This window comes from Pseudomonas sp. Irchel 3H7 (assembly GCF_900187605.1).
GTDB lineage: Bacteria > Pseudomonadota > Gammaproteobacteria > Pseudomonadales > Pseudomonadaceae > Aquipseudomonas.
Genome location: NZ_FYEA01000005.1, coordinates 297,505 through 323,705 on the forward strand (window position 1 = coordinate 297,505; position 26,201 = coordinate 323,705).

The window sequence follows — 26,201 nt, forward strand, 5'->3', positions numbered from 1 at the left end:
CTCCGCGTCCTAAGTGACGCGGAGCGTCACGGGATTCATTCCCACGCAGAGCGTGGGAACGATCCTGCTGACTAGACCGCCATTGGCGCGGTCATTGGCGCGTGATGCTCATAGCCTTCCAGCGAGAAATCGCTCGGCTCGACCAGCTCCAACCATTCCGGCTGATACACGCCAGTCTCGGCAAACTCCGGCACGCGGTCGGAGATTTTCAGTTTCGGCATGGCGAACGGCTCGCGCTTGAGCTGTTCGTTGAGCATGTCCAGATGGTTCTCGTAGACGTGTGCATCACCGATGAAATAGGTGAACCAGCGCGGCGTGTAGCCGGTCAGGCGACCGATCAGGCTCAGCAGCGCGGCGCCTTCGGTGAGGTTGAACGGCGTGCCCAGACCCAGATCGTTGGAGCGGATGTAGAGGGTCAGAGAAATCTCTTTGGTCTCGACATTCGGGTGGAACTGGTACAGCAGATGGCACGGCGGCAGCGCCATTTCATCCAGCTGAGCGACGTTCCAGCCGTGGAACAGGATGCGGCGGCTGCCTGGATCGTTGATGATCGTGTCGACGCACTGACGCACCTGATCGATGGCTTTGTACAACACCACGTAAGCCTGGCCGTCTTCTTCGCCCTGAGCGATCTGCTTGTAGCCGTTGGCCAGGGTTTGTTCGATGGCGGCGGTGTTGCTCAGCGGGATCTGCTTGTACGCCGGCCATTTGCGCCATTGCACGCCGTAGATTTCGCCGAGGTCGTCGTCACCCTGACGGAACGGGTTGGCCAGCCACTGCGCGTTTTCGTTGGCGTTCTGGTCCCAGACCTTGCAGCCCAGCGCCCGGAATTCGGCGGCGTTGTTGACGCCACGGAGAAAACCGCACATCTCGCCGATGGCCGATTTGAAGGCCATCTTGCGCGTGGTGATCGCCGGAAAACCTTCCTGCAGATCGAAACGCAGCATCGCTCCCGGAAAACTGATGGTGTTGATGCCGGTGCGGTTGGCCTGTTTGGTGCCGTTCTGGATAACGTGCGAGACCAGTTCGAGATATTGCTTCATGAGTTACCTGTGTCCTTTGAGCCCCGGCGTCGCGCGCCGGGGTTCGTAGTTTAAGCCGTCGGCGCGAGCGGTGCTGCCGGCGCGCGACGATAGGCCAGCCAGATCAGGAACAGCCCGCCGACGATCATCGGCACGCAGAGCACCTGGCCCATGGTCAGCCAGTTCCAGGCCAGATAGCCCAGTTGTGCATCCGGCACGCGAACGAATTCGACGATAAAACGGAAGATGCCGTAGAACAGCGCGAACATGCCGGAAACGGCCATGGTCGGACGCGGTTTGCGCGAGAAAATCCACAGAATCAGGAACAGCGCGACGCCTTCGAGCGCGAACTGATACAGCTGCGACGGGTGACGCGGCAATTGCGCCGGGTCGCTGAATGGCGGGAAGACCATGGCCCATGGCACGTCGGTGGCCTTGCCCCACAACTCGGCGTTGATGAAGTTACCGATGCGCCCGGCGCCCAGACCGATCGGCACCATTGGCGCGACGAAGTCCATCAACTGGAAGAACGACTTGCCGTTGCGCTTGCCGAACCACAACGCGGCCAGCATCACACCGATGAACCCGCCGTGGAACGACATGCCGCCCTTCCACACTTCGAAAATCAGTGTCGGGTTGGCCAGGTAGGCGCTCAGATCGTAGAACAGCACATAGCCCAGGCGCCCGCCGACGATCACGCCCATCGACATCCAGAAGACCATGTCGGAGAGTTTCTCCTTGGTCCAGGTCGGGTCGAAACGGTTGAGCCGGCGCGACGCCAGCAGCCACGCACCGCCGATGCCGATCAGGTACATCAGACCGTACCAGTGGATTTTCAGCGGACCGATGGCCAGGGCCACCGGGTCGATCTGCGGGTAAGGCAGCATTGCGACTCCTCGTTAGAGTTGAAACCAAAATTCCCGGGCGACGCTGCCACCTCAGGATTAAGCCAGGATTGCGACGCGATTAAAGCAGGAAGCTCACGCCCACGCTGAACAGCAAAGCGGCGAACAGCCGTTTCAGCAAGCGCGGCGATAAGCGATGCGCCAAACGCGCGCCGATGCGGGCGAAGATCATGCTGGTCAGGGCAATGCCCAACAACGCCGGCAAATACACAAAACCGAGACTATGGGCCGGCAACAACGGATCGTGCCACCCCAGAATCATGAAACTTAATGCACTGACCAAGGCGATCGGCAGGCCACAGGCCGACGAGGTCGCCACCGCTTGCTGCATCGGCACACTGCGCCAGGTCAGGAACGGCACGGTCAGCGAGCCGCCACCGACGCCGAAAATCGCCGAGGCCCAGCCAATCACACTGCCGGCCACGGTCAGACCGAGTTTACCCGGCACCGTTCGGCTGGCCTTGGGTTTGATGTCCAGTGCCAGTTGCACCGAGATGATCAAGGCAAACACGCCGATGATCTTTTGCAGGTGCGGGCCGGAGATCGCTTCTGCAGTCAATGCGCCGAAGCCTGCACCGAGCAGGATGCCGACAGCCATCCACATGAAGATCGGCCAGCGCACTGCGCCTCGTCGATGATGCTCACGCACGGCGTTGACCGAGGTGAAGATGATCGTCGCCAGCGACGTGCCGACCGCCAGATGGGTGAGGATCGACTGATCAAAGCCCTGCAAGGTGAAACTGAACACCAGCACCGGGACAATAATAATCCCGCCGCCAACCCCGAACAGCCCGGCCAGCACGCCCGCACAGGCGCCCAGCGCCAGATAGAGCAGAAATTCCATGACCGTCTCCCCAGACCGCATCCGCAAAACCGGAGCGGCATGGTAACGGATGCACACCCTTTGGCTCCACTGGCGATGGATGCACGGACGCGGGATGCGTAGAGTGAGCAAAAAACACACAAGGACCACCTTATGTGCCTGATTGTTTTCGCCTGGCGCCCGGGCCATGCCCAGCCGCTGATCGTCGCGGCCAACCGCGACGAATTCTACGCCCGGCCGAGCCTGCCTCTGGCGCAGTGGACGGAGGCGCCGCATGTGCATGCCGGACGTGATCTGGAGGCCGGCGGAACCTGGCTGGGGATAGGTGCCAGCGGGCGCTTTGCTGCGCTGACCAATATTCGTGATCCGCAGCAGCCAACGGCACGCAAGTCGCGGGGTGAGCTGGTGGCGCGGTTTCTGACTGGCGATGCGTCGATTGATGATTATTTGAGCGAAGTGGTCGGGCATTTGGCGGAATATGCCGGGTTCAATCTGTTGCTCGGCAATAGTCATGAGCTGTGGCACTTCAATGCGCGGCTGTCGGAGCCGGTGATGCTGGAATCGGGCGTCTACGGGGTATCCAATGCCGGGCTGGACACGCCGTGGCCGAAGTTGCTCAAGGCCAAGGCTGGGTTGAGTGCGGTGCTGGATGATCCGCAACCGCAGCACTTGCTCGATTTGCTAAGCGATGCCCAGACCGCGCCGGAAGCGGAATTGCCGGATACCGGGGTGGGTCTGGCCACTGAAACATTGCTGTCGAGTGTGTTTATTGCCAGCCAGAGCTATGGAACGCGGGCGAGTACGGCGTTGATCGTGCAGGCGGATGGGACGCGACGGATAGTCGAGCGGAGTTTTGGGCCGTATGGCGGGCATTTGGGCGAAGTGGAGATAACAGCTTAAGAGCAGACCCTCACCCCAGCCCTCTCCCAAAGGGAGAGGGGGCCGACCGAGGTGTCTTGAGCCGTACATCGACCTGAAAGACCGAGTCGATTATGGCTTTAGCGCAGCACTTTCACCCCCGCGTGAATCGATTATGGATTCAGCACAGCACTTTCATCCCGGTGTGAATCGATTATGGATTCAGCAAGGCAGCTTCAGGTCGGCGGAGTTCTGCAGCATCCCCGGATCAGTCCCCTCTCCCTTTGGGAGAGGGTTAGGGTGAGGGGCTTTTGATCTTCAGAGCGCCTTGACCACCGCCGGCGGATGCATCTTCGACAACCCAAGGTTCTTCAGCGCCAATTGCAGCGAACTGTGGATAACCTGCGGGTTATCAATGGTCATCAGCTCCGCCAACAACTCCTGAGCCTTGCTCAGATTGACCTGACGCAACATCCACTTCACCTTCGGCAAGTTGGTGGCGTTCATCGACAAACTGTCGAACCCCATCGCCATCAACAGCACCGCCGCCGCCGGATCACCGGCCATTTCGCCGCAGATACTCACCGGTTTGCCTTCGGCATGGGCATCGCGTACCACGGTTTGCAGGGCTTGCAGTACTGCCGGATGCAGGTAATCGTAAAGATCGGCCACACGCGGGTTGTTACGGTCGACCGCCAGCAAATACTGAGTCAAGTCGTTGGAGCCGACGGACAGGAAGTCGACCATCCGCGCCAGTTCCTTGGTCTGGTACACCGCTGCCGGAATCTCGATCATCACGCCAATCGGCGGCATCGGCACATCGGTGCCTTCGTCGCGTACTTCGCCCCAGGCGCGGTGGATCAGGTGCAGGGCTTCTTCGAGTTCGTGAGTGCCGGAGATCATCGGCAGCAGAATCCGCAGGTTGTTCAGGCCTTCGCTGGCCTTGAGCATCGCGCGGGTCTGCACCAGGAAGATTTCCGGGTGGTCGAGAGTCACACGAATGCCGCGCCAGCCGAGGAACGGGTTGTCTTCCTTGATCGGGAAGTACGACAGCGACTTGTCACCGCCGATGTCGAGGCTGCGCATGGTCACCGGTTGCGGGTGGAACGCGGCGAGCTGCTCGCGGTAGATCGCCAGTTGTTCCTTCTCGCTCGGGAAGCGCTGGTTGATCATGAACGGCACTTCGGTGCGGTACAGGCCGACACCTTCGGCGCCACGCTTCTGCGCCCGCGCCACATCGGCGAGCAAACCGGTGTTGACCCACAGCGGCATGCGGTGACCGTCGAGGGTCACGCATGGCAAGTCACGCAGGGTGTCGAGGCCCAGCGCCAGTTGTTTCTCTTCTTCGACGACTTCAGCGAACTGCTTGCGCAGCACTTCGCTTGGGTTGGTGTAGACCTCGCCGCGTGTGCCGTCGACGATCATTTCGATGCCGTCGACCTTGGCGTACGGCAGGTCGACCAGACCCATCACCGTCGGGATACCCATGGCCCGGGCCAGGATCGCCACGTGGGAGTTACCCGAACCGAGTACCGAGACCAGACCGACCAGCGTGCCTTCCGGCACCTCGCCGAGCATCGCCGGCGTCAGTTCTTCGCTGACCAGAATGGTTTTTTCCGGGTAGACCAGATTCTGCTGACGCTCTTCCTGCAAATAAGCGAGCAGGCGGCGACCGAGGTCTTTGACGTCCGAGGCACGCTCACGCAGGTAGGCGTCGTCCATCAGTTCGAAACGGTTGACGTGCTCAGTGACCACCTGACGCAGCGCGCCCTGGGCCCACTGACCGGTCTTGATCACGGTGGTGATTTCGCTGCCCAGCGAGGCATCGTCGAGCATCATCAGGTAGACGTCGAACAGCGCGCGCTCTTCCGGGCGCAGTTGCGTCGCCAGCTTGGCGGACAACGCGCGCATGTCGGCGCGCACGCCTTCGATGGCGGTCTTGAACAGCGCCAGTTCGGCGTTGATGTCGGTGATGGTCTTGTCCGGCACCACGTCCAGATCGGCCGGCGGCAGCATGACCACCGCCGTACCGACCGCCGCACCCGGCGAACCCGGCACGCCGACGAACTTGGCTTCCTGAATGCCTTTGCCCTGACGGCCCAGACCACGGATCGAACCAGTGGCCTCGGCGTGGGCGATAACGCCGGCAAGCTGCGCGCTCATGGTCACGAGGAAGGCTTCTTCACCTTCGTCGAACTGGCGGCGTTCTTTTTGCTGGATAACCAACACGCCGACGACGCGGCGGTGGTGAATGATCGGTGCGCCGAGGAACGAGGCATAACGCTCTTCACCGGTTTCGGCGAAGTAGCGGTAGCGCGGGTGATCCGCAGCGTTTTCGAGGTTCAGGGGTTCTTCACGCGTGCCGACCAGACCGACCAGACCTTCGTTGGGTGCCATGCTGACCTTGCCGATCGAGCGCTTGTTCAAGCCCTCGGTGGCCATCAGGACGAAGCGGTTGGTCTCGGGATCAAGCAGGTAGACCGAGCAGACCTGGCTGCCCATGGCCTCTTTGACGCGCAACACAATAATCCCCAACGCCGCCTTGAGATCCTTGGCGGAGTTAACTTCCTGGACGATCTTGCGCAGCGTATTGAGCATGGCTCGGGGTCGAACTCCGTCGTCAGTCGCGCGCTAAAAGGCGCGGGGCAAGCTCTTTGAGGGCGCGGCGATACACCTCGCGCTTGAATGTCACCACCTGGCCCAACGGATACCAATAGCTGACCCAGCGCCAGCCATCGAACTCCGGTTTACCGGTCAAATCCATCCGCACCCGTTGCTCGTTGGAGATCAGGCGCAGGAGAAACCATTTCTGTTTCTGGCCGATGCACAGCGGTTGGCTGTGCGTACGCACCAGACGTTGCGGCAAACGATAGCGCAACCAGCCCCGAGTACAGGCCAGTATTTCAACATCTTCACGTTCCAGGCCAACTTCTTCGTTCAGCTCGCGGTACAAGGCGTCTTCCGGCGTCTCTTCAGGGTTGATTCCCCCTTGCGGAAACTGCCAGGCATCTTGATTGATACGGCGAGCCCATAGCACCTGGCCGGCGTCATTCGTCAGAATGATCCCGACATTGGGGCGGAAACCATCGGGGTCGATCACGGCAACAACCTCGCAAACGCATGTCGCCGCATTGTTCCACAAAGGTTGATAAGGCGGCAACGAGGCTTCCTACCTTATGTGCACTCTTGTGAAAAGACCGTATTCTTGTCGCCTTTTTACAGACTTATCAGCGGGTAACTGCAATGCGCCTGGCTCTATTCGATTTGGACAACACCCTTCTGGGCGGCGACAGCGATCACGCCTGGGGCGACTATCTGTGTGAACGCGGCTTCCTCGACCCGATTGCGTACAAGGCTCGCAACGACGAGTTCTATCAGGATTACCTGGCCGGCAAACTGGATAACGCCGCGTACCTGAACTTCTGCCTGGAGATCCTCGGCCGCACCGAAATGGCCGTGCTCGATCAATGGCACAACGATTACATGCGCGACTGCATCGAACCGATCATCTTGCCCAAGGCGCTGGAACTGCTGAAAAAGCACCGCGATGCTGGCGACAAACTGGTGATCATCACCGCGACCAACCGCTTCGTCACCGCGCCGATTGCTGTGCGCCTGGGCGTTGAAACCCTGATCGCAACCGAGTGTGAAATGGTTGATGGCCGTTATAGCGGGCGCAGCATCGACATTCCGTGCTTTCGCGAAGGCAAGGTGACGCGGCTGAATCGTTGGCTGGAAGAGACCGGATATTCTCTGGATGACAGCTATTTCTATAGCGATTCGATGAATGATTTGCCGTTGCTGGAGCAGGTGGCGAATCCGGTTGCTGTCGATCCGGATCCGAATCTGCGCGCCGAAGCAGAGAAGCGTGGCTGGCCGGTGATTAGTCTGCGCGGCTAATTACGCCATCGCTGGCAAGCCAGCTCCCACAGGTTTTTCGGCTGTCCACAATATCCGTGTTCACTGAAGATCCCTGTGGGAGCTGGCTTGCCAGCGATTGGCTCGACTCGGTATATAGCCTTAAACAGGCTTGGCCCCCATCAACCCCGCAATGGCGAGAAACCCGACGCCGCTGACAATCGCCAGCGCCAACGTGAATTTCCAGTTACCAACCCCGCTAGTCCACAGCCGATTAAGCCGCACCAACAGCCACACTGCACTCAACGTGGCCACGGCATAGATCACGCTGGACCCCAGAATCCAGAACTGCCCCAGTGGCCAGCCGATCAGATGTACCAACCACCAGCCGGTGAAAGGCATGCTCAGCATACCGATCAGCATCAAACACCAGATAAACAGCCAGGGCCGCTGCATCGTGCTGGCCGGCCCTTCGCTGCGATTACGCCAGGAAAGAGCAGCGAGCCCCAACCCGCTGGCGAGGATCACCACGGTCGCCGCGACATGAAGGACTTTCAGGGTGGTCAGGGTTTCCATGAATTTCTCTTCCTTGGGCCATGCCCATCAGCGTAGCCGCTCAGCCAAGAAACAGCTGATAGGCCGGGTTGTCGCTTTCATCCCAGTACGGGTAGCCGATTTCCTCAAGCGCCGCCGGCACCAGATGACGCTCGTCGTGCGGCACTTGCAGGCCGGCGACCACGCGGCCATCGGCAGCGCCGTGGTTGCGGTAATGGAACATCGAAATGTTCCAGCGCCCACCGAGTTTATTAAGGAAGTTGAACAGCGCACCCGGACGCTCCGGGAACTCGAAGCGGAACACCACTTCATCAATCACATGCGCCGCGTGACCGCCGACCATGTGGCGGATGTGCAGCTTGGCCAGTTCGTTGTCAGTCAGGTCGAGCACTGGGAAACCCTGCTCGGCCAAGCTCGCCAGCAATGCGCTGCGCGGGTCGTTTTCCGGGTGAGTCTGCACACCAACGAAGATGTGCGCTTCGCTGCCGGTGTTGTAGCGATAGTTGAATTCGGTGATCTGGCGCTTGCCGATGGCTTCGCAGAACGCCTTGAAGCTGCCGGCCTTCTCGGGGATGGTCACGGCGATGATCGCTTCACGGCCCTCGCCCAGTTCGGCGCGCTCGGCAACGTGACGCAGGCGGTCGAAGTTGACATTGGCACCGGAGTCGATGGCGACGAAGGTCTGGCCGCTGACACCGCGTTGCTCGACGTACCTCTTGATCCCGGCCACGCCCAACGCGCCGGCAGGTTCGGTGATCGAGCGGGTATCGTCGTAGATATCTTTAATTGCTGCACAGATCTCGTCGGTGCTGACAGTAATCACTTCATCGACATAGTCTTTGCAGATGTCGAAGGTGTGCTGACCGATCTGCGCCACGGCCACGCCGTCGGCAAAGATGCCCACGGTCGGCAGCACCACGCGCTCGCCGGCAGCCATCGCCGCTTGCAGGCAGTTGGAGTCGTCCGGCTCGACGCCGATGACTTTGATGTCCGGACGCAGGTATTTCACGTACGCGGCGATACCGGCGATCAAACCACCGCCACCGACCGGAACGAAAATCGCGTCCAGCGGCTGCGGGTGCTGGCGCAGAATTTCCATCGCCACGGTGCCCTGCCCGGCAATGGTGTGCGGATCGTCATACGGGTGGATGTAGACGTAGCCTTTTTCGTCGACCAGTTTCAGCGAGTAGGCCAGCGCTTCCGGAAACGAATCGCCGTGCAGCACGACTTTGCCGCCGCGCGAGCGCACGCCTTCGACTTTGATCTCGGGGGTGGTCTTGGGCATGACGATGGTGGCTTTGACGCCCAGCACTTTCGCCGCCAGGGCCAGACCCTGCGCATGATTGCCCGCCGACGCGGTGACCACGCCACGCGCGCGCTCTTCATCGCTCAGTTGCGTCAGCTTGTTGTAGGCGCCGCGAATCTTGAACGAGAACACCGGCTGCAAGTCTTCACGCTTGAGCCAGATGTCATTGCCCAGCCGCTCGGAGAGCTGGCGAGCGTTCTGCAGCGGGGTTTCTACGGCAACGTCATAAACGCGCGAGGTGAGGATCTTTTTGACGTACTGTTCGAGCATCGGAAAGCATCACTGAGCGGTTGAGCGGGACCGGGGAGTCTAACCCGGCTTTTGCCCGCACGACCACACGAATCCAGAGGTTTTAGCCGCGCTTGCGGCTATAATGCCGGCCTTTCCGTTCTCACCTTGCCCGCTTCCGGAGCCCGCATGACCCAGGATCAACTCAAACAGGCAGTGGCTCAGGCCGCCGTCGACTTCATCCTTCCGAAACTCGACGACAAGAGCATCGTCGGGGTCGGCACCGGCTCCACCGCCAACTGCTTCATCGACGCTCTGGCCCAGCACAAGGGCGCGTTCGATGGCGCAGTTGCCAGTTCCGAAGCCACTGCCGCGCGTCTGAAGGGCCACGGGATTCCAGTGTATGAGCTGAACACCGTCAGCGACCTGGAGTTCTACGTTGATGGCGCCGATGAAAGCGACGCGCACCTGAACCTGATCAAGGGCGGCGGCGCCGCTCTGACCCGCGAGAAGATCGTTGCCGCCGTGGCCAAGACCTTCATCTGCATCGCCGACGCCAGCAAACTGGTGCCGGTGCTGGGCGAATTCCCGCTGCCAGTCGAAGTGATCCCGATGGCCCGCAGCCACGTCGCCCGCCAATTGGTGAAACTGGGCGGCGACCCGGTGTACCGCGAAGGCGTTTTGACCGACAACGGCAACATCATTCTGGATGTGTTCAACCTGCAGATCACCAACCCGGTGGAGCTGGAAGCGCAGATCAATGCGATTGTCGGCGTGGTCACCAACGGCTTGTTCGCGGCGCGTCCGGCGGATCTGTTGTTGCTGGGTACTAGCGAAGGCGTGAAAACCCTCAAGGCTGAGTAACTCCAGTCATCCACACATCTGTGGGCAGACGGATAACCCTGTAGGAGTGAGCCTGCTCGCGATAGCGGTGTGTCAGTTGAGATAAATGTCGACTGACACAGCGCTATCGCGAGCAGGCTCACTCCTACAATGGTTCTGTGGTGCTGGTTAGTTCGGTGTTGGTTTTTTGAAGACGTAAAACAGATTCGGCTCACTCACCAGATACAACGTCCCGTCATCATCCATCGCAATGCCTTCCGCCTGCGGTACGGTTTTCTTCAAACCCTGCCGCCCGCCACTGATGGACATCGTGCTCAGCGGCCGCCCGCCGACATCCAGCTCCAGAATCAGCCGCGACTCATCCGACAGTGCCAGCAAATGCCCGCTGCGCTCGTCGTACTGCAAACTCGACAGATCGCGCACAAACATCCCGGCGTCACGCTTGGGATCGTTGATCACATGCACCGCGTAGGACTTCTCCGGATTGAAATGCGGAAAGCCGTGCACTTCGTAGATCAGCATCGGGTTACGCTCTTTCGCGACAAATAAGCGCTTGCCTACCGAGTCATACGCCAGGCCTTCAAAACCTTTGTTGCTGGCCATATGCACGCCGAGGGTCATCTGCTCGGCGTCCGCCGCGTCGAGGAATGTGGTGTCTGCCTCCAGGTGAATCTTGATCAGCCGCTGCTGGCGCTCGTCGGTGATCACATAGGTGTCGGCGCTGATGTACTCGACGGCTTCCGGGTCGCCAAAACCAATCAGTGCGATACGCCGCAGGATCTGGCCTTCGAGCGACAGTTCGACCAGCTCGGAATTTTTGTTGGTCACAGTAAACAGGCTATTGCGCACCGGATCGAAGGTCAGCGCCGAAACATCGTCGTCCAGCCCTTCAATCACCCGCGCTTCAATCTCGACTCGATACTGGTCCAACGCAATGGATTCACTGCTCAGCGGTTGCCACAACGTGTGCAGATTGAACCAGGCGCGCTCGAACAGGCGCATGTATTGGCCGATCGCAATCAACGCGATCAGGGCAATCACCGACAGGAAAATAATCAGAGGCTTGGGGCGGGCAAGTCGACGCATTCGGATGAGCTCGGGATCAAAACAGGCGGATGAAATATCACGCCCGTCTGAACTGAAGCTTAATGGCCACTTGCCTCAAACCACAAGCCAACCCCTGTAGGAGCTGCCGCAGGCTGCGATCTGATCGTTCCCACGCTCTGCGTGGGAACGCAGCCGGGGACGCTCTGCGTCCCACAGTCAAAAGATCGTCCGAACGCGGCCCGAACCTTCGGCAGCTCCTACATTGGAATCGGTAAAGGCTGCTATTTCTGTTTTTCGAAGCGATAGAACAGGTTCGGCTCGCTGACCATGTACAGCGTGCCCGCTTCGTCCATGGTCACGCCTTCGGCGCGGGGGATAGTGTTTTTCAGACCGTTGAAGCCGCCAAGCAGGGTCATGAAGCTGACCTGCTCGCCCTTCTCGTCCAGTTCCAGCAGTAGGTGTGAGTCGGCGGACAGCACCAGGGTGTGCTGGGTGCGCGGGTCAATCGCCAAGGCCGAGAGGTTGCGAATATCCAGTTCATCACTGGCAAGTTTCTGCTTTTCACCCTTGAGGATCTGGCTGCCATCGCTTTTCCAGGTAAACAGCGCCGGCGGGCGCTCCTCGCCCAACAGCAATTGCTGGTTGTGCGCATCCCAGGTAATAGCTTCGAAGGCTTTGTTCTGGTCTTTCGACGGGCCGAGATCGTATTTCGGGAAGTCGGCGATGTTCAATTCGCGGGTGTCGCCGTCGACTTTGACGATCGACAGCAGGTGCTGGCGCTCATCGACGATGGCCATCAGGCCGTTTTCCATCATCGTCAGGCCTTCCGGATTGCTCCAGCCCACCAGCGGCATCTTGCGCAGCACATCACCTTGCAAGGTCAGCTCGGCGAGAAACGGGTTCTTGCCCATCACCGAGAAAAGCGTTTTGGTCTGCGGGTTGTATGCCAGATCCGAAGCCTCGTCCTTCTCCATCCCCTTGAGCGGCTTGGCATCTATCACCACTCGATAGTCCGGCAGCCAGATGCTTTCCTTCTGCTCGGCCTGGCTTTCGAAGCTTTCCTGCAGCCAGAGCACCCCGCGATCATCCCAATGCATGGCAAACGCCAAGGCATAAGCGGCGGCAACCACCAGCAAGAGCCAGACATACCAGCGCAGGGAGAAACGTGAGCGGCGGGTGGGTTTGAGCTGAGTTTGAGATGACATCGATGGACGCGTTCCGAAAATTCAGGCTATGGGTAATAGCACAAAGAGGCCGGCTCAGACGCCAGAATGAGAGGAATTATCCGTACAGGATGTGAAAAAAACGGCAAATGGCGGGATTGCCCTGCGCCATTGTGGGAGAGATCACAAATCCCTGTAGGAGTGAGCCTGCTCGCGATGGCGTCAGGTCAGTCGAAACAATCGTTGACTGACAGACCGCTATCGCGAGCAGGCTCACTCCTGCAAGGGGACCGCGTTAAATCAGCGCACGCTGCTGGTGAAGCTGCTCGCGCCGACCAGCTCGAGGACGATGTCGTCGCCCACGTTCAGCGGGCCAACACCCACCGGCGTACCGGTGAGGATCACATCACCGGCCTGCAGCGAGAAGCAGCCGGCCATGTGCTGGATCATCGGCACGATCGGATTGAGCATCGCACTGCTGTTGCCGTCCTGGCGGACTTCGCCGTTGATGGTCAGACGAATACCGATGTCGGTCAGGTCAGCAAAGGTGCTGCCGACCACGAACGGCGCAAGCACCGCCGCGCCGTCGAACGACTTGGCGATTTCCCACGGCAGGCCCTTGGCTTTCAGCTCGGCCTGCTTGTCGCGCAGGGTCAGGTCCAGCGCCGGGGCGAAACCGGAAATGGCGTCGAGCACTTCTTCACGGCTCGGTTTGGTCGACAACGGCTTGCCGATCAACACGGCGATTTCCGCTTCGTAGTGCACCGAACCGCGCTCGGTCGGAATGGCGAAACCGCCTTCCAGCTCGACCACGCAACTGCCTGGTTTGATGAACAGTAACGGCTCGGTAGGCACCGGGTTGTCCAGTTCCTTGGCGTGTTCGGCGTAATTACGGCCAATGCACACGACTTTCCCGATCGGGAAGTGGATGCGCGTGCCGTCGACGTACTGGTGCTGATAGCTCATTTACCGACTCCTGCCTTCATTGATTCATCAAAGATTGCCGATCAAACCGCAAAAATCTTGCCCGGGTTCATGATGCCGTTCGGGTCGAACACCGCTTTTACCGCTTTCATGTACTCGATCTCGACCGGGGAACGGCTGTAGGTCAAGTAATCGCGCTTGGTCATGCCCACGCCATGTTCAGCGGAAATCGAACCGTTGTACTTCTCGACGGTTTCGAACACCCACTTGTTGACGGTCGCGCACTTGGCGAAGAACTCGTCCTTGCTCAGGTTATCCGGCTTGAGAATGTTCAAGTGCAGGTTGCCGTCGCCGATGTGGCCGAACCAGACGATTTCGAAGTCCGGATAGTGTTCGCCGACGATCGCGTCGATTTCCTTTAGAAATGCCGGCACTTTCGACACGGTGACCGAGATGTCGTTCTTGTACGGCGTCCAGTGCGAGATGGTTTCGGAGATGTATTCGCGCAGTTTCCACAAGTTCTGCAACTGCGTTTCGCTCTGGCTCATCACGCCGTCCAGCACCCAGCCCTGCTCGACGCAATGCTCGAAGGTTTCCAGTGCACTGTTGGCCACTTCTTCGGTGGTCGCTTCGAATTCCAGCAGTGCGTAGAACGGGCAATCGGTTTCGAAAGGTGCCGGCACGTCACCACGGCCCATGACTTTGGCCAGAGCTTTGTCGGAGAAGAATTCGAACGCGGTCAGGTCAAGCTTGCCCTGGAAGGCGTGCAACACCGGCATGATCGAGTCGAAATCAGCGGTGCCGAGGACCATCGCGGTGAGGTTTTTCGGCGCACGATCGAGGCGCATGGTCGCTTCGACGACAAAACCGAGGGTGCCTTCAGCACCGATAAACAGCTGACGCAAGTCGTAGCCGGTGGCGTTCTTGATCAGGTCTTTGTTCAGTTCCAGCACATCACCCTTGCCGGTGACCACCTTCATGCCGGCGACCCAGTTGCGGGTCATGCCGTAGCGAATCACCTTGATCCCGCCGGCATTGGTGCCAATATTGCCGCCAATCTGGCTGGAACCTGCCGAAGCGAAATCGACCGGGTAGTACAAGCCTTTCTCTTCGGCGACGTTCTGCAAATGCTCGGTGACCACGCCCGGCTGACAAACGGCGGTGCGGTCGGTGAGGTTCACGTCGAGAATCTGATTCATGTAATCGAACGACACGACCACTTCGCCATTCGCCGCCACGGCAGCGGCGGAAAGCCCGGTGCGCCCGCCCGATGGCACCAGTGCGACCTTGTGCGAGTTGGCCCAACGGACCACCGCCTGCACCTGCTCAATGGTCTTGGGAAACACGATGGCACTTGGCGCCGGGGCGAAGTGTTTGGTCCAATCCTTGCCGTACGCATTCAGGGAGTCGGCGTCGGTCAGGACCTTGCCAGGCTCGACCAGGGTCTTCAGTTCATCAATCAGGGCAGGATTGGTCATCGACAGAACTCTCGAACAATTCATGGTCATCCTGAGAACGCTTCACGTCGCAGGAATGAGTGTTTAGCGGGGAGGCTATGCTAGCATATCGACCCCGCAGGACAGCGCCCAAGGCCAGATCCGCGGAGACGACATTCTTGTCGTCCGGGTCAGCGTCTGTTGACCATTTCCTGCCATTTTTCTCCGGGATACAGGTTTACGCAGATGAGCAAGACTTCTCTCGATAAGAGCAAGATCAAGTTCCTTCTTCTCGAAGGCGTCCACCAATCGGCTGTCGACGTCCTCAAGGCGGCGGGCTACACCAGCATCGAATACCTGACAGGTTCCTTGCCGGAAGCCCAGCTCAAGGAAAAGATCGCTGACGCTCACTTCATCGGCATTCGTTCGCGCACCCAACTGACCGAAGAGATCTTCGATCACGCGAAGAAGCTGGTCGCGGTCGGCTGTTTCTGCATCGGCACCAACCAGGTTGACCTGAGTGCTGCCCGTGAGCGCGGTATTGCCGTGTTCAACGCGCCGTACTCCAACACCCGCTCCGTAGCGGAACTGGTGCTGGCCGAAGCGATCCTGCTGCTGCGCGGCATCCCGGAGAAAAACGCTTCCTGCCACCGTGGCGGCTGGATCAAATCCGCAGCCAACTCCTTCGAGATCCGTGGCAAGAAACTGGGTATCGTCGGCTACGGCTCGATCGGTACGCAGCTGTCGGTTCTGGCTGAAGGTCTGGGCATGCAGGTGTACTTCTACGACACCGTGACCAAGCTGCCACTGGGCAACGCCACTCAGATCGGTAGCCTGACCGAGCTGCTGGGCATGTCCGACATCGTCACCCTGCACGTTCCGGAAACCGCTGCGACCCAGTGGATGATCGGCGAGAAGGAAATCCGCGCCATCAAAAAGGGCGGCATCCTGATCAACGCGGCGCGCGGTACCGTGGTCGAGCTGGACGCCCTGGCGGACGCGATCAAGGACAAGCACCTGATCGGCGCGGCCATCGACGTGTTCCCGGTGGAGCCACGCTCCAACGACGAAGAGTTCGAAAGCCCGCTGCGTGGCCTCGACAACGTGATCCTGACTCCGCACATCGGTGGTTCGACCGCCGAAGCGCAAGCCAACATCGGTCTGGAAGTGGCAGAAAAACTGGTCAAGTACAGCGACAACGGTACTTCGGTATCGTCGGTGAACTTCCCGGAAGTGGCCCTGCCGGCTCACCCTGGCAAGCACCGCCTGCTACACATCCACGAGAACATCCCGGGTGTGATGAGCGAGATCAACAAGGTCTTCGCCGAAAACGGCATCAACATCTCCGGTCAGTTCCTGCAGACCAACGAGAAGGTTGGCTACGTGGTGATCGACGTCGACGCCGAGTACTCGGACCTGGCGCAAGAGAAGCTGCAGCACATCAACGGCACTATCCGTAGCCGCGTGTTGTTCTGATTTAGCGTTGAGCGACAAAAAAGGGAGCCTTCGGGCTCCCTTTTTCATGCACGGCGAAAAGGTTATTCGACGTTGACGGTGATTTTTTTCGAGACGATTGGCGGGTCGAACGCCATGTGACCGCTGTCGCCAAGTTCCAGCTGCAAGGTGTGTTGGCCCGGGGCGAGCTTGATGTCAGCCTGGGTCTGCGCCTTGCCGAAGTGCATATGATTGGCATCGGTAGGGACGACCGAACCGGCAGGAACGATTTCCTTGGCGTCGATCAGCAGGTGATGGTGACCGGTGTTTTTGGTGACGTCACCGGCCGGCGCCAGGGCGACGCCCTTGGTACCGAATTTGACGGTAAAGGTCTGCGAAACCGTGGCCCCGTCCTCGGGAGAAACGATGAACACTTCGGCGCCTTTTGGTGCCGGTGTCGCCGCACTGGCCAGCACCGAAACACCCATCAGCACACCCGCCAACGCTGCACGTGACATAAAGCTTTTCATTTTCTTCTCCAGTTTTTCCGTAAAATCCGCACGGTCATGACAACTTCATGACCATTCGTTGTCGAAGGCACTCGACAACCATAGCAAAGCGAGCCTGAATCAGAGCGTCGCGATAATGATTTCAAAGGAGTGACCATGCGTTTTCTGCCTGGCCTGATCTGCCTGCTACCCCTTTTGAGCCCTTTGGCTCACGCCGAACTGATTGATGACGTCAACGACCGTGGCGAGCTGCGCATAGCCCTTGAGGCTAATACACCGCCGTTCAATTACAAGGAAGGCGACACACTCACGGGGTTCGAGGTCGAGCTTGGGCAACTGCTGGCCCGGGAGCTGGATGTACGCGCTGACTTCATCGTCACGGATGAGGCAGACCTGCTCCAGGGCGTTGAAAGCGGCAAGTACGACGTTGCGCTCAACCACATAGCACTGACATCCGAACTCAAGGATCGTTTCGACTTCAGCGAGTCTTACGGCAAGGTCGATTCGCAGTTGCTGGCGAAAAAAGACGAGCAGCCACGGCCGATGGTGCTGGTGCAGGCGTTGACGGAAGAGAAGCCGAAAGTGGCAGAGCCGGTGGAATTGGCGATTCCGTTTCAGAAGGGTAATCCGGCGTTTCAGGCCAGCCTTGCGAGCGCGATGCAGCGGATCAAGGCGGATGGACGTTTGGCAGCGCTGACTGAGAAGTGGTTGAAACCTTAAAAGCCCCTCACCCTAACCCTCCCGAAACGTCGGACCGCCCGTAGGTAGAGGGGACTGATTTGGGGTTGCTTTAGAGATACGCCGACCTGGGATGGCTATACCGAATCCGAAATCGACTGGTCATGGCTTTGTCGATTCCATAATCGATCGGTCATGGCTGTGTCGAATCCATAGTCGATAAGGTCTTCCAGGTCGATGCAAGACGTCAGACACCTCGGTCGGCCCCCTCTCCCTCCGGGAGAGGGCTGGGGTGAGGGCAACGATTCCGGATCAGCCCAAAGCCGCCAGAGCCACCGCCGCCTCAGGCAATTCAAGCTCACTGAAAACCTGCACACCATGACGCTTGAGCAACGCGGCCGTCACGCCCTCACCAGAGATTTTGACCCCGCTGAACGTCCCGTCATACGTCAGCAGATTCCCGCAAGAAGGACTGTTGGCCTTAAGCACCGCCACGCGGATGCCATATTTCTGCACCAGTTCCAGTGCCTGCCGCGCACCATCGAGAAACTGCGCACTGACATTTTCGCCCTCAGTGGTGATCACCGCCGCGACACCATCGAGCACTTCACCGCCCTGCCCGCCCGGGATCTCCGCCGCCGCCCGTGGCGTTGGCAAACCACCCGCAACCTCCGGACACAACGGCACCACCCGCCCTTCGGCAATCCACTGTTCAAGCAAATCAAACGGCCCGCTCGCACCACCGTCATAACGCACGCGATGACCCAACAGGCAGCGACTGACCAGAATCCTGTGCATCTCAGAACGGCTCGTTGCCACGGCGACGAAACCAGCCAGTCAGCGACAGGCGCTCGCGGTTCGCCGGCAGCACTTCATGAGGCACCTCACCAGAGAGAAACACCACCAGACACCCGCCAGTAGGCTGCACGTCATGCACGCGCTCATCATTCAGGTACATGCGCAACTGACCGCCATCCTCCGGCAGCCACGCGTCATTGAGATAGACCACCACCGACACCATGCGCTTGTCATCGTCGCGAAAACGGTCGACATGCCGGCGATAAAAAGCGCCGGGCGGATACAAGGCGAAATGGCACTCAAAATCCTCAAGACCGAGAAACAGGCCACGGTTGAGCGCCTCACGCAGGCTTTCCATCAAATTCAGATAGCGGTCGCTGGCCTCGGCCTGACCGGGATCGATCCACTGAATGTGGTCGCCACGAATCCCTTCGCGGATCTCCGAAAACGGCCCACGCCCCACCGCCGCCGGCGCCAGTTCACCCTCGGCTTCACGTTTGCGGCACTCGGCCGCCAGCTCGCGGGTCAAACCGGCGGGCAGGAATATGTTCTGCTGCGACCAGCCGTGTTCGGCCAGGTCATCGACAATGCGTAACAGCAGTGGGTGTTCAGAGGATATTTGCATGGCGCGCATAGTATGTCGGCGGCAACAAATCCGACAGAGCCACGCGGCGGCTTGCTACGAATTCTCGACAAGTACCGGCACCGCACGGAGAATAGTCCGCTGCTGACAGGAGTCCCTATGCGCCGTTTGCTTTTTTCACTGTTGATGTTCTGCGTTTTGCCCGCCTGGGCGGACGGCCACGATCAGTTGTACAAGGTCGCCGGCTGGCCAGATCAACGTGCGCATTTCAATGACGCCCTGACGGCCGCACAGCAGCGCTATCAGAACAGCCTGCCGCCGGCGGTGTTTCAAGCATTGGTGAACAACAGTAATCAGCGCTTCGCCCCGCAGGCCGTCGATCAACGCGCCGAAGCGCAACTGCGGCAGAAGCTTGCCGACCCGAAACCGGCGCTGACCTTCTTTCAATCACCGCTGGGCAAGAAAATCGTCGCAGCCGAATTGCTGGCGACCCGGCGCGATCAATTGGCGAAAAATGCCAAGGGTCTGCCAAAGATGCAGGCCAGCGACAGCCGTCTGCTGATCATCGGCCACCTCGCGCAAGCCTTGCCGGCCCGTGAAGCTGGCGCCGAAGTGAGCTTGGCGATTGCTGGTGTGGCGGCGGACAGCTTGAGTTCGATGATTCCGGGGCTGCTCGGTGGTGGTCAGGCGCAAGGTATGCTCAACGGTCAGCGCCAGCGTTTGATGGATCAGATTGGCGCGGACATGAACAACACGCTGCTCTACGTCTATCGCGATTTGTCGGATGAAGAGCTGGAAGAGTTTGCGACGTTTGCCGAGTCGACTGAAGGCAAGGCCTACTATCAGGCGGCGCTGGCGGCGATTCGCGCAGGGTTGGCGGTCGGGCAATGAGCTTCAGCGCCTGACTTGCCAGCGATGGGGCCTTCAGCTTCACTAGAGATTCCGGCCTCTGATGCGCTTGCTGAGAAACTCGAAATACTCCTCCCGCATCTCCGCCGTCTCATTCGCCAGATGATGCCGCGCCTCGGCTAACAACAAGATCTGCGGCCGATCAAACTTCCATTTCAACACCTGTAGATTGTGCTGCCAGTCGACGGTCATGTCTGCCTGCCCCTGAATGATCAGTGGCCGCCGCGGACTCTTCTTCGCGTGCTCGACGCGAATGATCCAGCGCGATAACGCCCCCACCCATTTCGTCGGCAAGCGTCGTGGCTGCAGCGGATCGGCCTGCAGAAACGGCAGGAAATCCGGGTCGTTGGAATTCTCGCTGAAGCGTCGCGCGACACCCCTGACGAAAGGCCTGAGCAGGTAATAACTCAGCTGCGACCAGCCCCACGCCCGTGGCCGCACCAGCGGCGCCATCAAAATCACCTGGCCCTGCGCCGGGCTGTTTTCAGCATGGTTGAGCAGGTGATCGACCACAATCGCCCCGCCAGTGCTCTGCCCGCACAAATGCCACGGCTGCGGCAGGGCGATCGACTGCGCCTCGGCGAACAACGCTTGCAGGACGTCCTGATACTCGGAGAAATCGCGAATGCTCGCGCGCGGCCCGCTCGACAGACCATGCCCCGGCAAATCGCAGGCGATCACCGCGAAGTCCTGATCCAGCGCCCACTCGATCACATGCCGATACAGCCCGGTGTGATCGTAGTAGCCGTGCAGCAGAAACAGCGTCGCCTTGACCTTCTCCGGCCACCAGCAATGGCTGACCACTTCATAACCATCGACTTCGAAACGGCCCATGCCACGCCAGACATCGCGATGGGGAAAATCGGTTTGATAAAACTGCTGGTACGCCTTCGCCTCGTCCGACAACGGCTGCCACTCGGCCAAAGGCTTGAGGCTGGCGCGGATTTGATCGGGGTCGAAAGTGGCAGACATAAGGCAATTCCAAAGCGGTAAACAGACTTTATCGGCCTGCGATATTCATCTGTAGTGACAGACATGGCAAGCTAGCCGACCTTTCGAGGATCGAAAACCATGCGTTCGCCCTACCGCACCGCACTGTTTGCCAGCCTGCTCGCGATGATTTGCGCCGGGGTGCTGTGGGCGGCGTATGACTGGTTTCAAGGGCGTTATCTGCGAGCGTTCAGCGAACACACGGCGGTATTTTCCGGTGATCCGCTGCGCCTGCCGGACAACCTCGCCGGCCCTGGCAAGATTCGCCTGGTGCACTTCTGGGACCCGGCCTGCCCGTGCAACGTCGGCAACCAACAGCACCTGACCGAGATGGTCGAGCAGTTCAGCGCCAGGGGCGTGGAGTTCTTCGCTGTGCAGAAGGCTGGCAGCCACGGTCAGTTGCCGGCAACCCTCAGCAGCCTGAAAACCATCACGATATTGCCCGGCTCCGAACAGGTTCCAGCCAGTCCGGCCGTGGCGATCTGGGACCGCAGCGGCAAACTGGCCTACTTCGGTCCGTACAGCGAAGGCCTCACCTGCAATTCCAGCAACAGCTTTATCGAACCGATTTTGAATGCCCTGACGGAAGATCGCCCGGTCAATGCCACGCACACCCTGGCGGTCGGGTGTTACTGCCCGTGGCCGGTGGAGACGCAGTAAGGCATTCCGGACTTTTCAAGGACAGCGCTGCACGGCACAGAAGGTCTGTGCTAATTGTTTGCAGCCCGACGGGCGGCATCCCGCCTGCACAAGGAGTCACCATGAAGCGCGTGTTCACCGTACTTGCCCTGCTCATCGTTGTTCTGCTTGTCGGCGTCGGCGGATATGTCTACAGCAAACAACCGACGCGCCAGGGTCAGGTCGAGCTGCGCAACCTGCAGGGTTCGGTGACCGTGCGCTACGACGAACGCGGCGTGCCGCACATTCGCGCCGAGAACGAAACCGACCTCTACCGTGCCCTTGGCTATGTGCATGCCCAGGATCGCCTGTTCCAGATGGAAGCCATGCGCCGCCTCGCTCGCGGCGAACTGGCCGAAGTGCTCGGGCCGAAGCTGCTCGACACCGACAAACTGTTCCGCAGCCTGCGCATCCGTGAGCGCGCCGCCAGTTACGTCGCCAGTCTCGATAAACAGTCACCGGCGTGGAAGGGCCTGCAAGCCTATCTGGATGGCATCAATCAATATCAGGACAGCCACGCTGCACCGATCGAGTTTGATGTGCTGGGCATCCCCAAACGGCCGTTCACGGCGGAAGACAGCATCAGCGTCGCCGGCTACATGGCCTATAGCTTTGCCGCGGCGTTTCGCACCGAACCGCTGCTGACCTACGTGCGCGATCAGCTCGGCGCCGATTACCTCAACGTTTTCGACCTCGACTGGCAGCCCAAAGGCGTGCTGGTCAACGGTCACGCCAAGCCTGCGCCGGCCCTCGCCGCTGGCGACTGGAAGGACCTCAACGCCCTCGCCCGCCTCAGCGAACAGGCGTTGATCGACAACGGTCTGCCGCAGTTCGAAGGAAGTAACGCTTGGGTCATCGCGGGCAGCCGCAGCCAGAGCGGCAAGCCATTGCTGGCGGGTGATCCGCACATTCGTTTCTCGGTGCCGTCGGTGTGGTACGAAGCGCAATTGTCGGCGCCCGGCTTCGAGTTGTACGGCCATCATCAGGCGCTGGTGCCGTTTGCGTTTCTCGGTCACAACCTCGATTTCGGCTGGAGCCTGACCATGTTCCAGAACGACGATCTCGATCTGATCGCCGAGAAGGTCAACCCGGATAATCCGAATCAGGTCTGGTATCGCGGCCAGTGGACCGACATGGTAGTCACGCAACAGCAGATCAACGTGAAGGGGCAGTCGCCGGTGACCCTGACCCTGCGCCAATCGCCCCACGGCCCTATCGTCAACGATGCGCTCGGCAACGCTGCCGGCAAAACGCCGATTGCCATGTGGTGGGCCTTTCTCGAAACACCGAACCCGATCCTCGAAGGCTTCTACCAGCTCAATCGCGCCGACACCCTGGCCAAGGCCCGCGCCGCTGCCGCAAAAGTCCAGGCGCCGGGGCTGAACCTGGTTTACGCCAACGCCAAGGGCGACATCGCCTGGTGGGCTTCGGCATTGCTGCCCAAGCGCCCGGCCGGGGTGCGGCCGGAATTCATGCTCGACGGCAGCAGCAATCAGGCCGACAAGGACGGTTTCTACCCGTTCAGCGCCAACCCGCAGGAAGAAAACCCGGCGCGCGGCTACATCGTCTCGGCCAACTTCCAGCCCGTGTCGCCGACGGGAATGGAGATTCCCGGTTACTACAACCTCGCCGATCGCGGTCAGCAACTGAACCGGCAGCTCAGCGACAAGAGCGTGAAGTGGACCAACGAGGCCAATCAGAAGCTGCAACTGGGCACCACCACCGGTTACGGCCCGCGCTTGCTCGCGCCGTTGCTGCCGGTGCTGCGTGAGGTGGTCAGCGATCCGGCGCAACTGAAACTGGTCGAGCAACTGGCGCAGTGGCCAGGCGACTATCCGCTGGATTCGGTCAGCGCGACGGTATTCAACCAGTTCCTCTACGACCTGGCCGATGCGGCGATGCGTGATGAGTTGGGCAATGACTTCTTCGAGACATTACTGTCGACGCGGGTGATCGATGCGGCGCTGCCGAAACTGGCGGCGAATGCCGATTCACCGTGGTGGGACAACCGCAGCACGCCGAACAAGGAGACCCGCGCCGATATCGTCCGCGCGGCGTGGCAGGCGAGCATGCAGCACTTGAAGCTGACCCTCGGCGATAACTCTGCCGAGTGGAAATGGGGCGCTGCGCACACGCTGACTCACGGCCATCCGTTGGGACAGCAGAAGCCGCTGGATCGGATTTTCAACGTTGGGCCGTTTGCGGCGCCGGGCAGTCATGAAGTGCCGAACAACCTTTCAGCGAAGATCGGCCCGGCGCCATGGCCGGTGACGTATGGGCCGTCGACGCGGCGCTTGGTGGATTTTGCCGATCCGGCGCATGGGTTAACGATTAACCCGGTTGGGCAGAGCGGTGTGCCGTTCGACAGTCACTATGACGATCAGGCTGAGGCGTATGTCGACGGGATGTATGTGCAGGCGCATTTCAATGACGAAGAGGTGACGGCGAATACGCGCAGTACCTTGAAGCTGTTGCCGATGCGGGCACCGTAAAAGCCCCTCACCCTAGCCCTCCCGAAACGTCGGACCGCCCAGAAGGAGAGGGGACTGATTGGGGGATGCTCAAGGTTTACAGCGACCTGACACTGCTTTACCGAATCCATAATCGCTAAGGTCTTTCAGGTCGATGTATCACGCCAGACACTGCGGTCGGCCCCCTCTCCCTCTGGGCGGTCCGACGTTTCGGGAGGGCTGGGGTGAGGGTAAGGGTCAAAGCATCACCGCAAAATTCAGCCGAAACTGCTGCGGCGTAACCCCCAGCCGGCGATTAAACACCGCACGCATATGCTGCGCATCACGAAACCCACACTGATACGCCACAGTCTTCAACGGCGCCGCCGTGCTCTCCAGCATCACCCGCGCCGCATCCACCCGCGCCCGCTCGACAAACTCCGCCGGCGTCACCTTCGCCTCACGAGCAAACACCCGAGAAAAGTTACGCGCACTCATGTTCGCCGCATTGGCCAGATCGGCGATCGTCAGATCACCCGTGAGATTGGCCAACACATACAACTGCACCATCGCCACCGCCGACGTCGGCTCTGCATGCGGCGTGAGGAACGGGCTGAACTGCGACTGGCCACCAGACCGCTGGGTGAACACCACCAGCCGTTTAGCCACGCTCAGCGCCACTTCAGCACCGTGATCACGCGCCAGCAGGTAGAGCGACAGATCAATCCCCGCCGTGACCCCGGCCGAGGTATAGAGCGTGCCGTCCTCGACATACAAGCGATCAGCCTCGACCTGCGTCGTCGGACACAACTGCGCCAACGCCTCGGCGTCATTCCAGTGCGTAGTCACGGTGCGCCCCTCCAGCAACCCCGCGCGCGCGAGCGTGAACGCGCCGTTGCAGATCGAACCAAAACGCTGCGCCCGTGCACAGGCCTCACGCAGCCAACCGTCGAACGTCGCGCCGAAATCCATGAACGGCAATTGTGGCCCACCGGCGACCAGCAGCAGATCGTAGGCGTCGAGTGCTTCGCTGAAATGCCGATGGGCATTCAGGTTCAAACCGTTGGAGCAGGCCATCGGGCCGCGTTCGACGCCGATCACTTCGAGCCGATAGTGATCCTCGGCCGCCAGGAAGCGATTGGCCTCGGCGAACACATCCATCGGGCCGCTGACATCCAGTGACTGCACTCCGGCGAACACGACGATGGCGACGGTTTTGCTCATGGCTGTGGATTCCCCCTTTAAGAGCAAAAGATCGCAGCCTGCGGCAGCTCCTACAGGTGTCCGCGTTCCCATGTAGGAGCTGCCGAAGGCTGCGATCTTTTAGCTTGGCACGATTTGCAGGTCGATTGGCAAGGATCGCAGCCATGCATCGATTGTCCCCTTTCAGCGTCGGGAACAGACTTTCCCCAGCAGCGCCACGACGGCGTTCACTGAGGAAACTCCCCATGAGCACGACCATTGCCGGCATCAAAATCCCCGACAGCGCCCTCGTCCGGGCCACCACCGAGTACATCCGCGACATCGAGTCCGATCTGCTCTACCACCACTCGCGGCGGGTATTTTTGTTCGGCGCACTGAGCGGTGAACGCCAACAACTGGCCTACGATCCGGTGCTACTGTACGTCGGCGCGATGTTCCACGACCTCGGTCTGGTCGAAGGTCATCGCAGTGATGACGAGCGTTTCGAAGTGGACGGTGCCAACGCGGCGGCGGCGTTTCTCAAACCGTACGGGCTCAGCGATGACGATATCGAACAGGTGTGGCTGTCGATTGCCCTGCACACCACGCCGGGCGTACCGAAGCATCTGCGTCCGACCGTGGCGCTGGTCACTGCAGGTGTCGAGATGGATGTACTCGGAATGGACTACGCCGCGTTCAGCACTGTGCAGCGCGAAGCGGTGGTGCATGCGCACCCGCGCGGGGAAGGCTTCAAGGAGTGCATCATCTGCGCGTTTGCCGAGGGTTTGCGCCATCGTCCGCAGACCACGTTCGGAAATGTGAAGACCGATGTGCTGAAGGATCAGGAGCCGGGGTTCAAGCCGATGAACTTTGTCGAGGTCATCCGCCACTCACCCTGGACTGCCTAAAACCCATGTAGGAGTGAGCCTGCTCGCGATGGCGTCCTGTCAGTTGGAAATTTCCTGACTGACACTCCGCTATCGCGAGCAGGCTCACTCCTACAGTTTGAATTGGGTTGACCT

General features: G+C 60.0%; 25 protein-coding genes. 9 read left to right on the plus strand and 16 right to left on the minus strand.

Annotated features, from left to right (window positions below; all coding sequences use genetic code 11):
* Nucleotides 1-71: 71 nt before the first annotated feature.
* The 3 genes from CKW38_RS11780 to CKW38_RS11790 all read right to left on the minus strand — a co-directional run bounded on the left by CKW38_RS11780 (nucleotide 72) and on the right by CKW38_RS11790 (nucleotide 2,771).
* Nucleotides 72-1,043, minus strand: a complete 972-nt coding sequence (locus CKW38_RS11780; RefSeq protein ID WP_095112819.1) for a thymidylate synthase — start codon at nucleotides 1,041-1,043, stop codon at nucleotides 72-74.
* A gap of 50 nt (nucleotides 1,044-1,093) precedes the next feature.
* Nucleotides 1,094-1,909: a prolipoprotein diacylglyceryl transferase gene (lgt, locus tag CKW38_RS11785; RefSeq protein WP_007913003.1), complete on the minus strand. Its 816-nt coding sequence runs from the start codon at nucleotides 1,907-1,909 to the stop codon at nucleotides 1,094-1,096.
* 79 nt (nucleotides 1,910-1,988) lie between these two features.
* Complete coding sequence (locus CKW38_RS11790) at nucleotides 1,989-2,771, minus strand: sulfite exporter TauE/SafE family protein (RefSeq protein WP_007913005.1); 783 nt, start codon at nucleotides 2,769-2,771, stop codon at nucleotides 1,989-1,991.
* A 132-nt stretch (nucleotides 2,772-2,903) separates the two neighbouring features.
* Here CKW38_RS11790 and CKW38_RS11795 point away from each other — a divergent pair, with 132 nt between their 5' ends.
* On the plus strand, nucleotides 2,904-3,650 hold the full coding sequence (locus CKW38_RS11795; protein WP_095112820.1) for an NRDE family protein: 747 nt from the start codon (nucleotides 2,904-2,906) through the stop codon (nucleotides 3,648-3,650).
* A 276-nt stretch (nucleotides 3,651-3,926) separates the two neighbouring features.
* Here the strand turns inward: CKW38_RS11795 and ptsP are convergent, their stop codons facing one another.
* Nucleotides 3,927-6,206, minus strand: a complete 2,280-nt coding sequence (gene ptsP, locus CKW38_RS11800; RefSeq protein WP_007913900.1) for a phosphoenolpyruvate--protein phosphotransferase — start codon at nucleotides 6,204-6,206, stop codon at nucleotides 3,927-3,929.
* A 22-nt stretch (nucleotides 6,207-6,228) separates the two neighbouring features.
* Nucleotides 6,229-6,708: an RNA pyrophosphohydrolase gene (locus tag CKW38_RS11805; RefSeq protein ID WP_003229203.1), complete on the minus strand. Its 480-nt coding sequence runs from the start codon at nucleotides 6,706-6,708 to the stop codon at nucleotides 6,229-6,231.
* A 143-nt stretch (nucleotides 6,709-6,851) separates the two neighbouring features.
* Here CKW38_RS11805 and CKW38_RS11810 point away from each other — a divergent pair, with 143 nt between their 5' ends.
* On the plus strand, nucleotides 6,852-7,508 hold the full coding sequence (locus CKW38_RS11810; protein WP_095112821.1) for an HAD family phosphatase: 657 nt from the start codon (nucleotides 6,852-6,854) through the stop codon (nucleotides 7,506-7,508).
* 120 nt (nucleotides 7,509-7,628) lie between these two features.
* Here the strand turns inward: CKW38_RS11810 and CKW38_RS11815 are convergent, their stop codons facing one another.
* On the minus strand, nucleotides 7,629-8,042 hold the full coding sequence (locus CKW38_RS11815; protein WP_095112822.1) for a DUF2269 family protein: 414 nt from the start codon (nucleotides 8,040-8,042) through the stop codon (nucleotides 7,629-7,631).
* Between the two features lie 40 nt (nucleotides 8,043-8,082).
* A complete protein-coding gene (ilvA, locus tag CKW38_RS11820; protein ID WP_007913893.1) occupies nucleotides 8,083-9,597 on the minus strand; it encodes a threonine ammonia-lyase, biosynthetic in 1,515 nt (504 codons plus the stop codon).
* Nucleotides 9,598-9,744: 147 nt separating this feature from the next.
* On the opposite strand from ilvA, the gene rpiA reads away from it, so the two are divergent.
* The gene (gene rpiA / locus CKW38_RS11825) at nucleotides 9,745-10,419 is read left to right on the plus strand and encodes a ribose-5-phosphate isomerase RpiA (RefSeq protein WP_007913886.1); all 675 of its coding nucleotides are present in this window, start codon (nucleotides 9,745-9,747) and stop codon (nucleotides 10,417-10,419) included.
* A 147-nt stretch (nucleotides 10,420-10,566) separates the two neighbouring features.
* Here rpiA and CKW38_RS11830 read toward each other — a convergent pair whose 3' ends face one another.
* The 4 genes from CKW38_RS11830 to CKW38_RS11845 form a co-directional block, all read right to left on the minus strand.
* Nucleotides 10,567-11,484 carry an SdiA-regulated domain-containing protein gene (locus tag CKW38_RS11830; RefSeq protein ID WP_095112823.1) on the minus strand — a complete coding sequence of 306 codons (918 nt, stop codon included), beginning with the start codon at nucleotides 11,482-11,484 and terminating at the stop codon, nucleotides 10,567-10,569.
* Nucleotides 11,485-11,726: 242 nt separating this feature from the next.
* Nucleotides 11,727-12,650: an SdiA-regulated domain-containing protein gene (locus CKW38_RS11835; protein ID WP_095112824.1), complete on the minus strand. Its 924-nt coding sequence runs from the start codon at nucleotides 12,648-12,650 to the stop codon at nucleotides 11,727-11,729.
* A 258-nt stretch (nucleotides 12,651-12,908) separates the two neighbouring features.
* Entirely contained in the window at nucleotides 12,909-13,574 is a 666-nt protein-coding gene (locus tag CKW38_RS11840) for a fumarylacetoacetate hydrolase family protein (protein WP_007913879.1), read from the minus strand.
* A gap of 41 nt (nucleotides 13,575-13,615) precedes the next feature.
* The gene (locus CKW38_RS11845) at nucleotides 13,616-15,010 is read right to left on the minus strand and encodes an FAD-binding oxidoreductase (RefSeq protein ID WP_042704915.1); all 1,395 of its coding nucleotides are present in this window, start codon (nucleotides 15,008-15,010) and stop codon (nucleotides 13,616-13,618) included.
* 204 nt (nucleotides 15,011-15,214) lie between these two features.
* On the opposite strand from CKW38_RS11845, the gene serA reads away from it, so the two are divergent.
* Complete coding sequence (serA, locus tag CKW38_RS11855; RefSeq protein WP_008085296.1) at nucleotides 15,215-16,444, plus strand: phosphoglycerate dehydrogenase; 1,230 nt, start codon at nucleotides 15,215-15,217, stop codon at nucleotides 16,442-16,444.
* Between the two features lie 62 nt (nucleotides 16,445-16,506).
* Here the strand turns inward: serA and CKW38_RS11860 are convergent, their stop codons facing one another.
* Nucleotides 16,507-16,932, minus strand: a complete 426-nt coding sequence (locus CKW38_RS11860; RefSeq protein ID WP_095112825.1) for a DUF4399 domain-containing protein — start codon at nucleotides 16,930-16,932, stop codon at nucleotides 16,507-16,509.
* 135 nt (nucleotides 16,933-17,067) lie between these two features.
* Between CKW38_RS11860 and CKW38_RS11865 the strand changes: the two genes are divergently transcribed.
* The gene (locus tag CKW38_RS11865; protein ID WP_007913873.1) at nucleotides 17,068-17,631 is read left to right on the plus strand and encodes a transporter substrate-binding domain-containing protein; all 564 of its coding nucleotides are present in this window, start codon (nucleotides 17,068-17,070) and stop codon (nucleotides 17,629-17,631) included.
* Nucleotides 17,632-17,901: 270 nt separating this feature from the next.
* Here the strand turns inward: CKW38_RS11865 and CKW38_RS11870 are convergent, their stop codons facing one another.
* Together CKW38_RS11870 and CKW38_RS11875 are read right to left on the minus strand one after the other, a co-directional pair.
* Nucleotides 17,902-18,387 (minus strand): DUF523 domain-containing protein, encoded by a 486-nt coding sequence (locus CKW38_RS11870; protein ID WP_095112826.1) that lies wholly within the window; start codon nucleotides 18,385-18,387, stop codon nucleotides 17,902-17,904.
* A 1-nt stretch (nucleotide 18,388) separates the two neighbouring features.
* The gene (locus CKW38_RS11875) at nucleotides 18,389-19,021 is read right to left on the minus strand and encodes a 2OG-Fe(II) oxygenase (RefSeq protein ID WP_007913869.1); all 633 of its coding nucleotides are present in this window, start codon (nucleotides 19,019-19,021) and stop codon (nucleotides 18,389-18,391) included.
* Between the two features lie 108 nt (nucleotides 19,022-19,129).
* On the opposite strand from CKW38_RS11875, the gene CKW38_RS11880 reads away from it, so the two are divergent.
* Nucleotides 19,130-19,861 (plus strand): DUF2059 domain-containing protein, encoded by a 732-nt coding sequence (locus tag CKW38_RS11880; protein ID WP_007913867.1) that lies wholly within the window; start codon nucleotides 19,130-19,132, stop codon nucleotides 19,859-19,861.
* A gap of 42 nt (nucleotides 19,862-19,903) precedes the next feature.
* On the opposite strand, the gene CKW38_RS11885 is transcribed toward CKW38_RS11880, so the two are convergent.
* Nucleotides 19,904-20,851: an alpha/beta hydrolase gene (locus CKW38_RS11885; RefSeq protein ID WP_007913866.1), complete on the minus strand. Its 948-nt coding sequence runs from the start codon at nucleotides 20,849-20,851 to the stop codon at nucleotides 19,904-19,906.
* A gap of 99 nt (nucleotides 20,852-20,950) precedes the next feature.
* On the opposite strand from CKW38_RS11885, the gene CKW38_RS11890 reads away from it, so the two are divergent.
* Nucleotides 20,951-21,529, plus strand: coding sequence for a DUF6436 domain-containing protein (locus CKW38_RS11890; RefSeq protein WP_095112827.1), 579 nt, complete (start codon nucleotides 20,951-20,953; stop codon nucleotides 21,527-21,529).
* Nucleotides 21,530-21,630: 101 nt separating this feature from the next.
* Nucleotides 21,631-24,039 (plus strand): penicillin acylase family protein, encoded by a 2,409-nt coding sequence (locus CKW38_RS11895; protein ID WP_095112828.1) that lies wholly within the window; start codon nucleotides 21,631-21,633, stop codon nucleotides 24,037-24,039.
* 216 nt (nucleotides 24,040-24,255) lie between these two features.
* Here CKW38_RS11895 and CKW38_RS11900 read toward each other — a convergent pair whose 3' ends face one another.
* Nucleotides 24,256-25,221, minus strand: a complete 966-nt coding sequence (locus CKW38_RS11900; RefSeq protein WP_095112829.1) for a GlxA family transcriptional regulator — start codon at nucleotides 25,219-25,221, stop codon at nucleotides 24,256-24,258.
* Nucleotides 25,222-25,445: 224 nt separating this feature from the next.
* On the opposite strand from CKW38_RS11900, the gene CKW38_RS11905 reads away from it, so the two are divergent.
* Entirely contained in the window at nucleotides 25,446-26,087 is a 642-nt protein-coding gene (locus tag CKW38_RS11905) for an HD domain-containing protein (RefSeq protein ID WP_095112830.1), read from the plus strand.
* Nucleotides 26,088-26,201: the final 114 nt, after the last annotated feature.

Excerpts from the sequence above, each read along its gene's own strand:
- CKW38_RS11780 (WP_095112819.1), bottom strand. The coding sequence starts at position 1,043 with ATGAAGCAATATCTCGAACTGGTCTCGCACGTTATCCAGAACGGCACC.
- lgt (WP_007913003.1), bottom strand. The coding sequence starts at position 1,909 with ATGCTGCCTTACCCGCAGATCGACCCGGTGGCCCTGGCCATCGGTCCG.
- CKW38_RS11790 (WP_007913005.1), bottom strand. The coding sequence starts at position 2,771 with ATGGAATTTCTGCTCTATCTGGCGCTGGGCGCCTGTGCGGGCGTGCTG.
- CKW38_RS11795 (WP_095112820.1), top strand. The coding sequence starts at position 2,904 with ATGTGCCTGATTGTTTTCGCCTGGCGCCCGGGCCATGCCCAGCCGCTG.
- ptsP (WP_007913900.1), bottom strand. The coding sequence starts at position 6,206 with ATGCTCAATACGCTGCGCAAGATCGTCCAGGAAGTTAACTCCGCCAAG.
- CKW38_RS11810 (WP_095112821.1), top strand. The coding sequence starts at position 6,852 with ATGCGCCTGGCTCTATTCGATTTGGACAACACCCTTCTGGGCGGCGAC.
- CKW38_RS11815 (WP_095112822.1), bottom strand. The coding sequence starts at position 8,042 with ATGGAAACCCTGACCACCCTGAAAGTCCTTCATGTCGCGGCGACCGTG.
- ilvA (WP_007913893.1), bottom strand. The coding sequence starts at position 9,597 with ATGCTCGAACAGTACGTCAAAAAGATCCTCACCTCGCGCGTTTATGAC.
- rpiA (WP_007913886.1), top strand. The coding sequence starts at position 9,745 with ATGACCCAGGATCAACTCAAACAGGCAGTGGCTCAGGCCGCCGTCGAC.
- CKW38_RS11830 (WP_095112823.1), bottom strand. The coding sequence starts at position 11,484 with ATGCGTCGACTTGCCCGCCCCAAGCCTCTGATTATTTTCCTGTCGGTG.
- CKW38_RS11835 (WP_095112824.1), bottom strand. The coding sequence starts at position 12,650 with ATGTCATCTCAAACTCAGCTCAAACCCACCCGCCGCTCACGTTTCTCC.
- CKW38_RS11840 (WP_007913879.1), bottom strand. The coding sequence starts at position 13,574 with ATGAGCTATCAGCACCAGTACGTCGACGGCACGCGCATCCACTTCCCG.
- CKW38_RS11845 (WP_042704915.1), bottom strand. The coding sequence starts at position 15,010 with ATGACCAATCCTGCCCTGATTGATGAACTGAAGACCCTGGTCGAGCCT.
- serA (WP_008085296.1), top strand. The coding sequence starts at position 15,215 with ATGAGCAAGACTTCTCTCGATAAGAGCAAGATCAAGTTCCTTCTTCTC.
- CKW38_RS11860 (WP_095112825.1), bottom strand. The coding sequence starts at position 16,932 with ATGAAAAGCTTTATGTCACGTGCAGCGTTGGCGGGTGTGCTGATGGGT.
- CKW38_RS11865 (WP_007913873.1), top strand. The coding sequence starts at position 17,068 with ATGCGTTTTCTGCCTGGCCTGATCTGCCTGCTACCCCTTTTGAGCCCT.
- CKW38_RS11870 (WP_095112826.1), bottom strand. The coding sequence starts at position 18,387 with ATGCACAGGATTCTGGTCAGTCGCTGCCTGTTGGGTCATCGCGTGCGT.
- CKW38_RS11875 (WP_007913869.1), bottom strand. The coding sequence starts at position 19,021 with ATGCGCGCCATGCAAATATCCTCTGAACACCCACTGCTGTTACGCATT.
- CKW38_RS11880 (WP_007913867.1), top strand. The coding sequence starts at position 19,130 with ATGCGCCGTTTGCTTTTTTCACTGTTGATGTTCTGCGTTTTGCCCGCC.
- CKW38_RS11885 (WP_007913866.1), bottom strand. The coding sequence starts at position 20,851 with ATGTCTGCCACTTTCGACCCCGATCAAATCCGCGCCAGCCTCAAGCCT.
- CKW38_RS11890 (WP_095112827.1), top strand. The coding sequence starts at position 20,951 with ATGCGTTCGCCCTACCGCACCGCACTGTTTGCCAGCCTGCTCGCGATG.
- CKW38_RS11895 (WP_095112828.1), top strand. The coding sequence starts at position 21,631 with ATGAAGCGCGTGTTCACCGTACTTGCCCTGCTCATCGTTGTTCTGCTT.
- CKW38_RS11900 (WP_095112829.1), bottom strand. The coding sequence starts at position 25,221 with ATGAGCAAAACCGTCGCCATCGTCGTGTTCGCCGGAGTGCAGTCACTG.
- CKW38_RS11905 (WP_095112830.1), top strand. The coding sequence starts at position 25,446 with ATGAGCACGACCATTGCCGGCATCAAAATCCCCGACAGCGCCCTCGTC.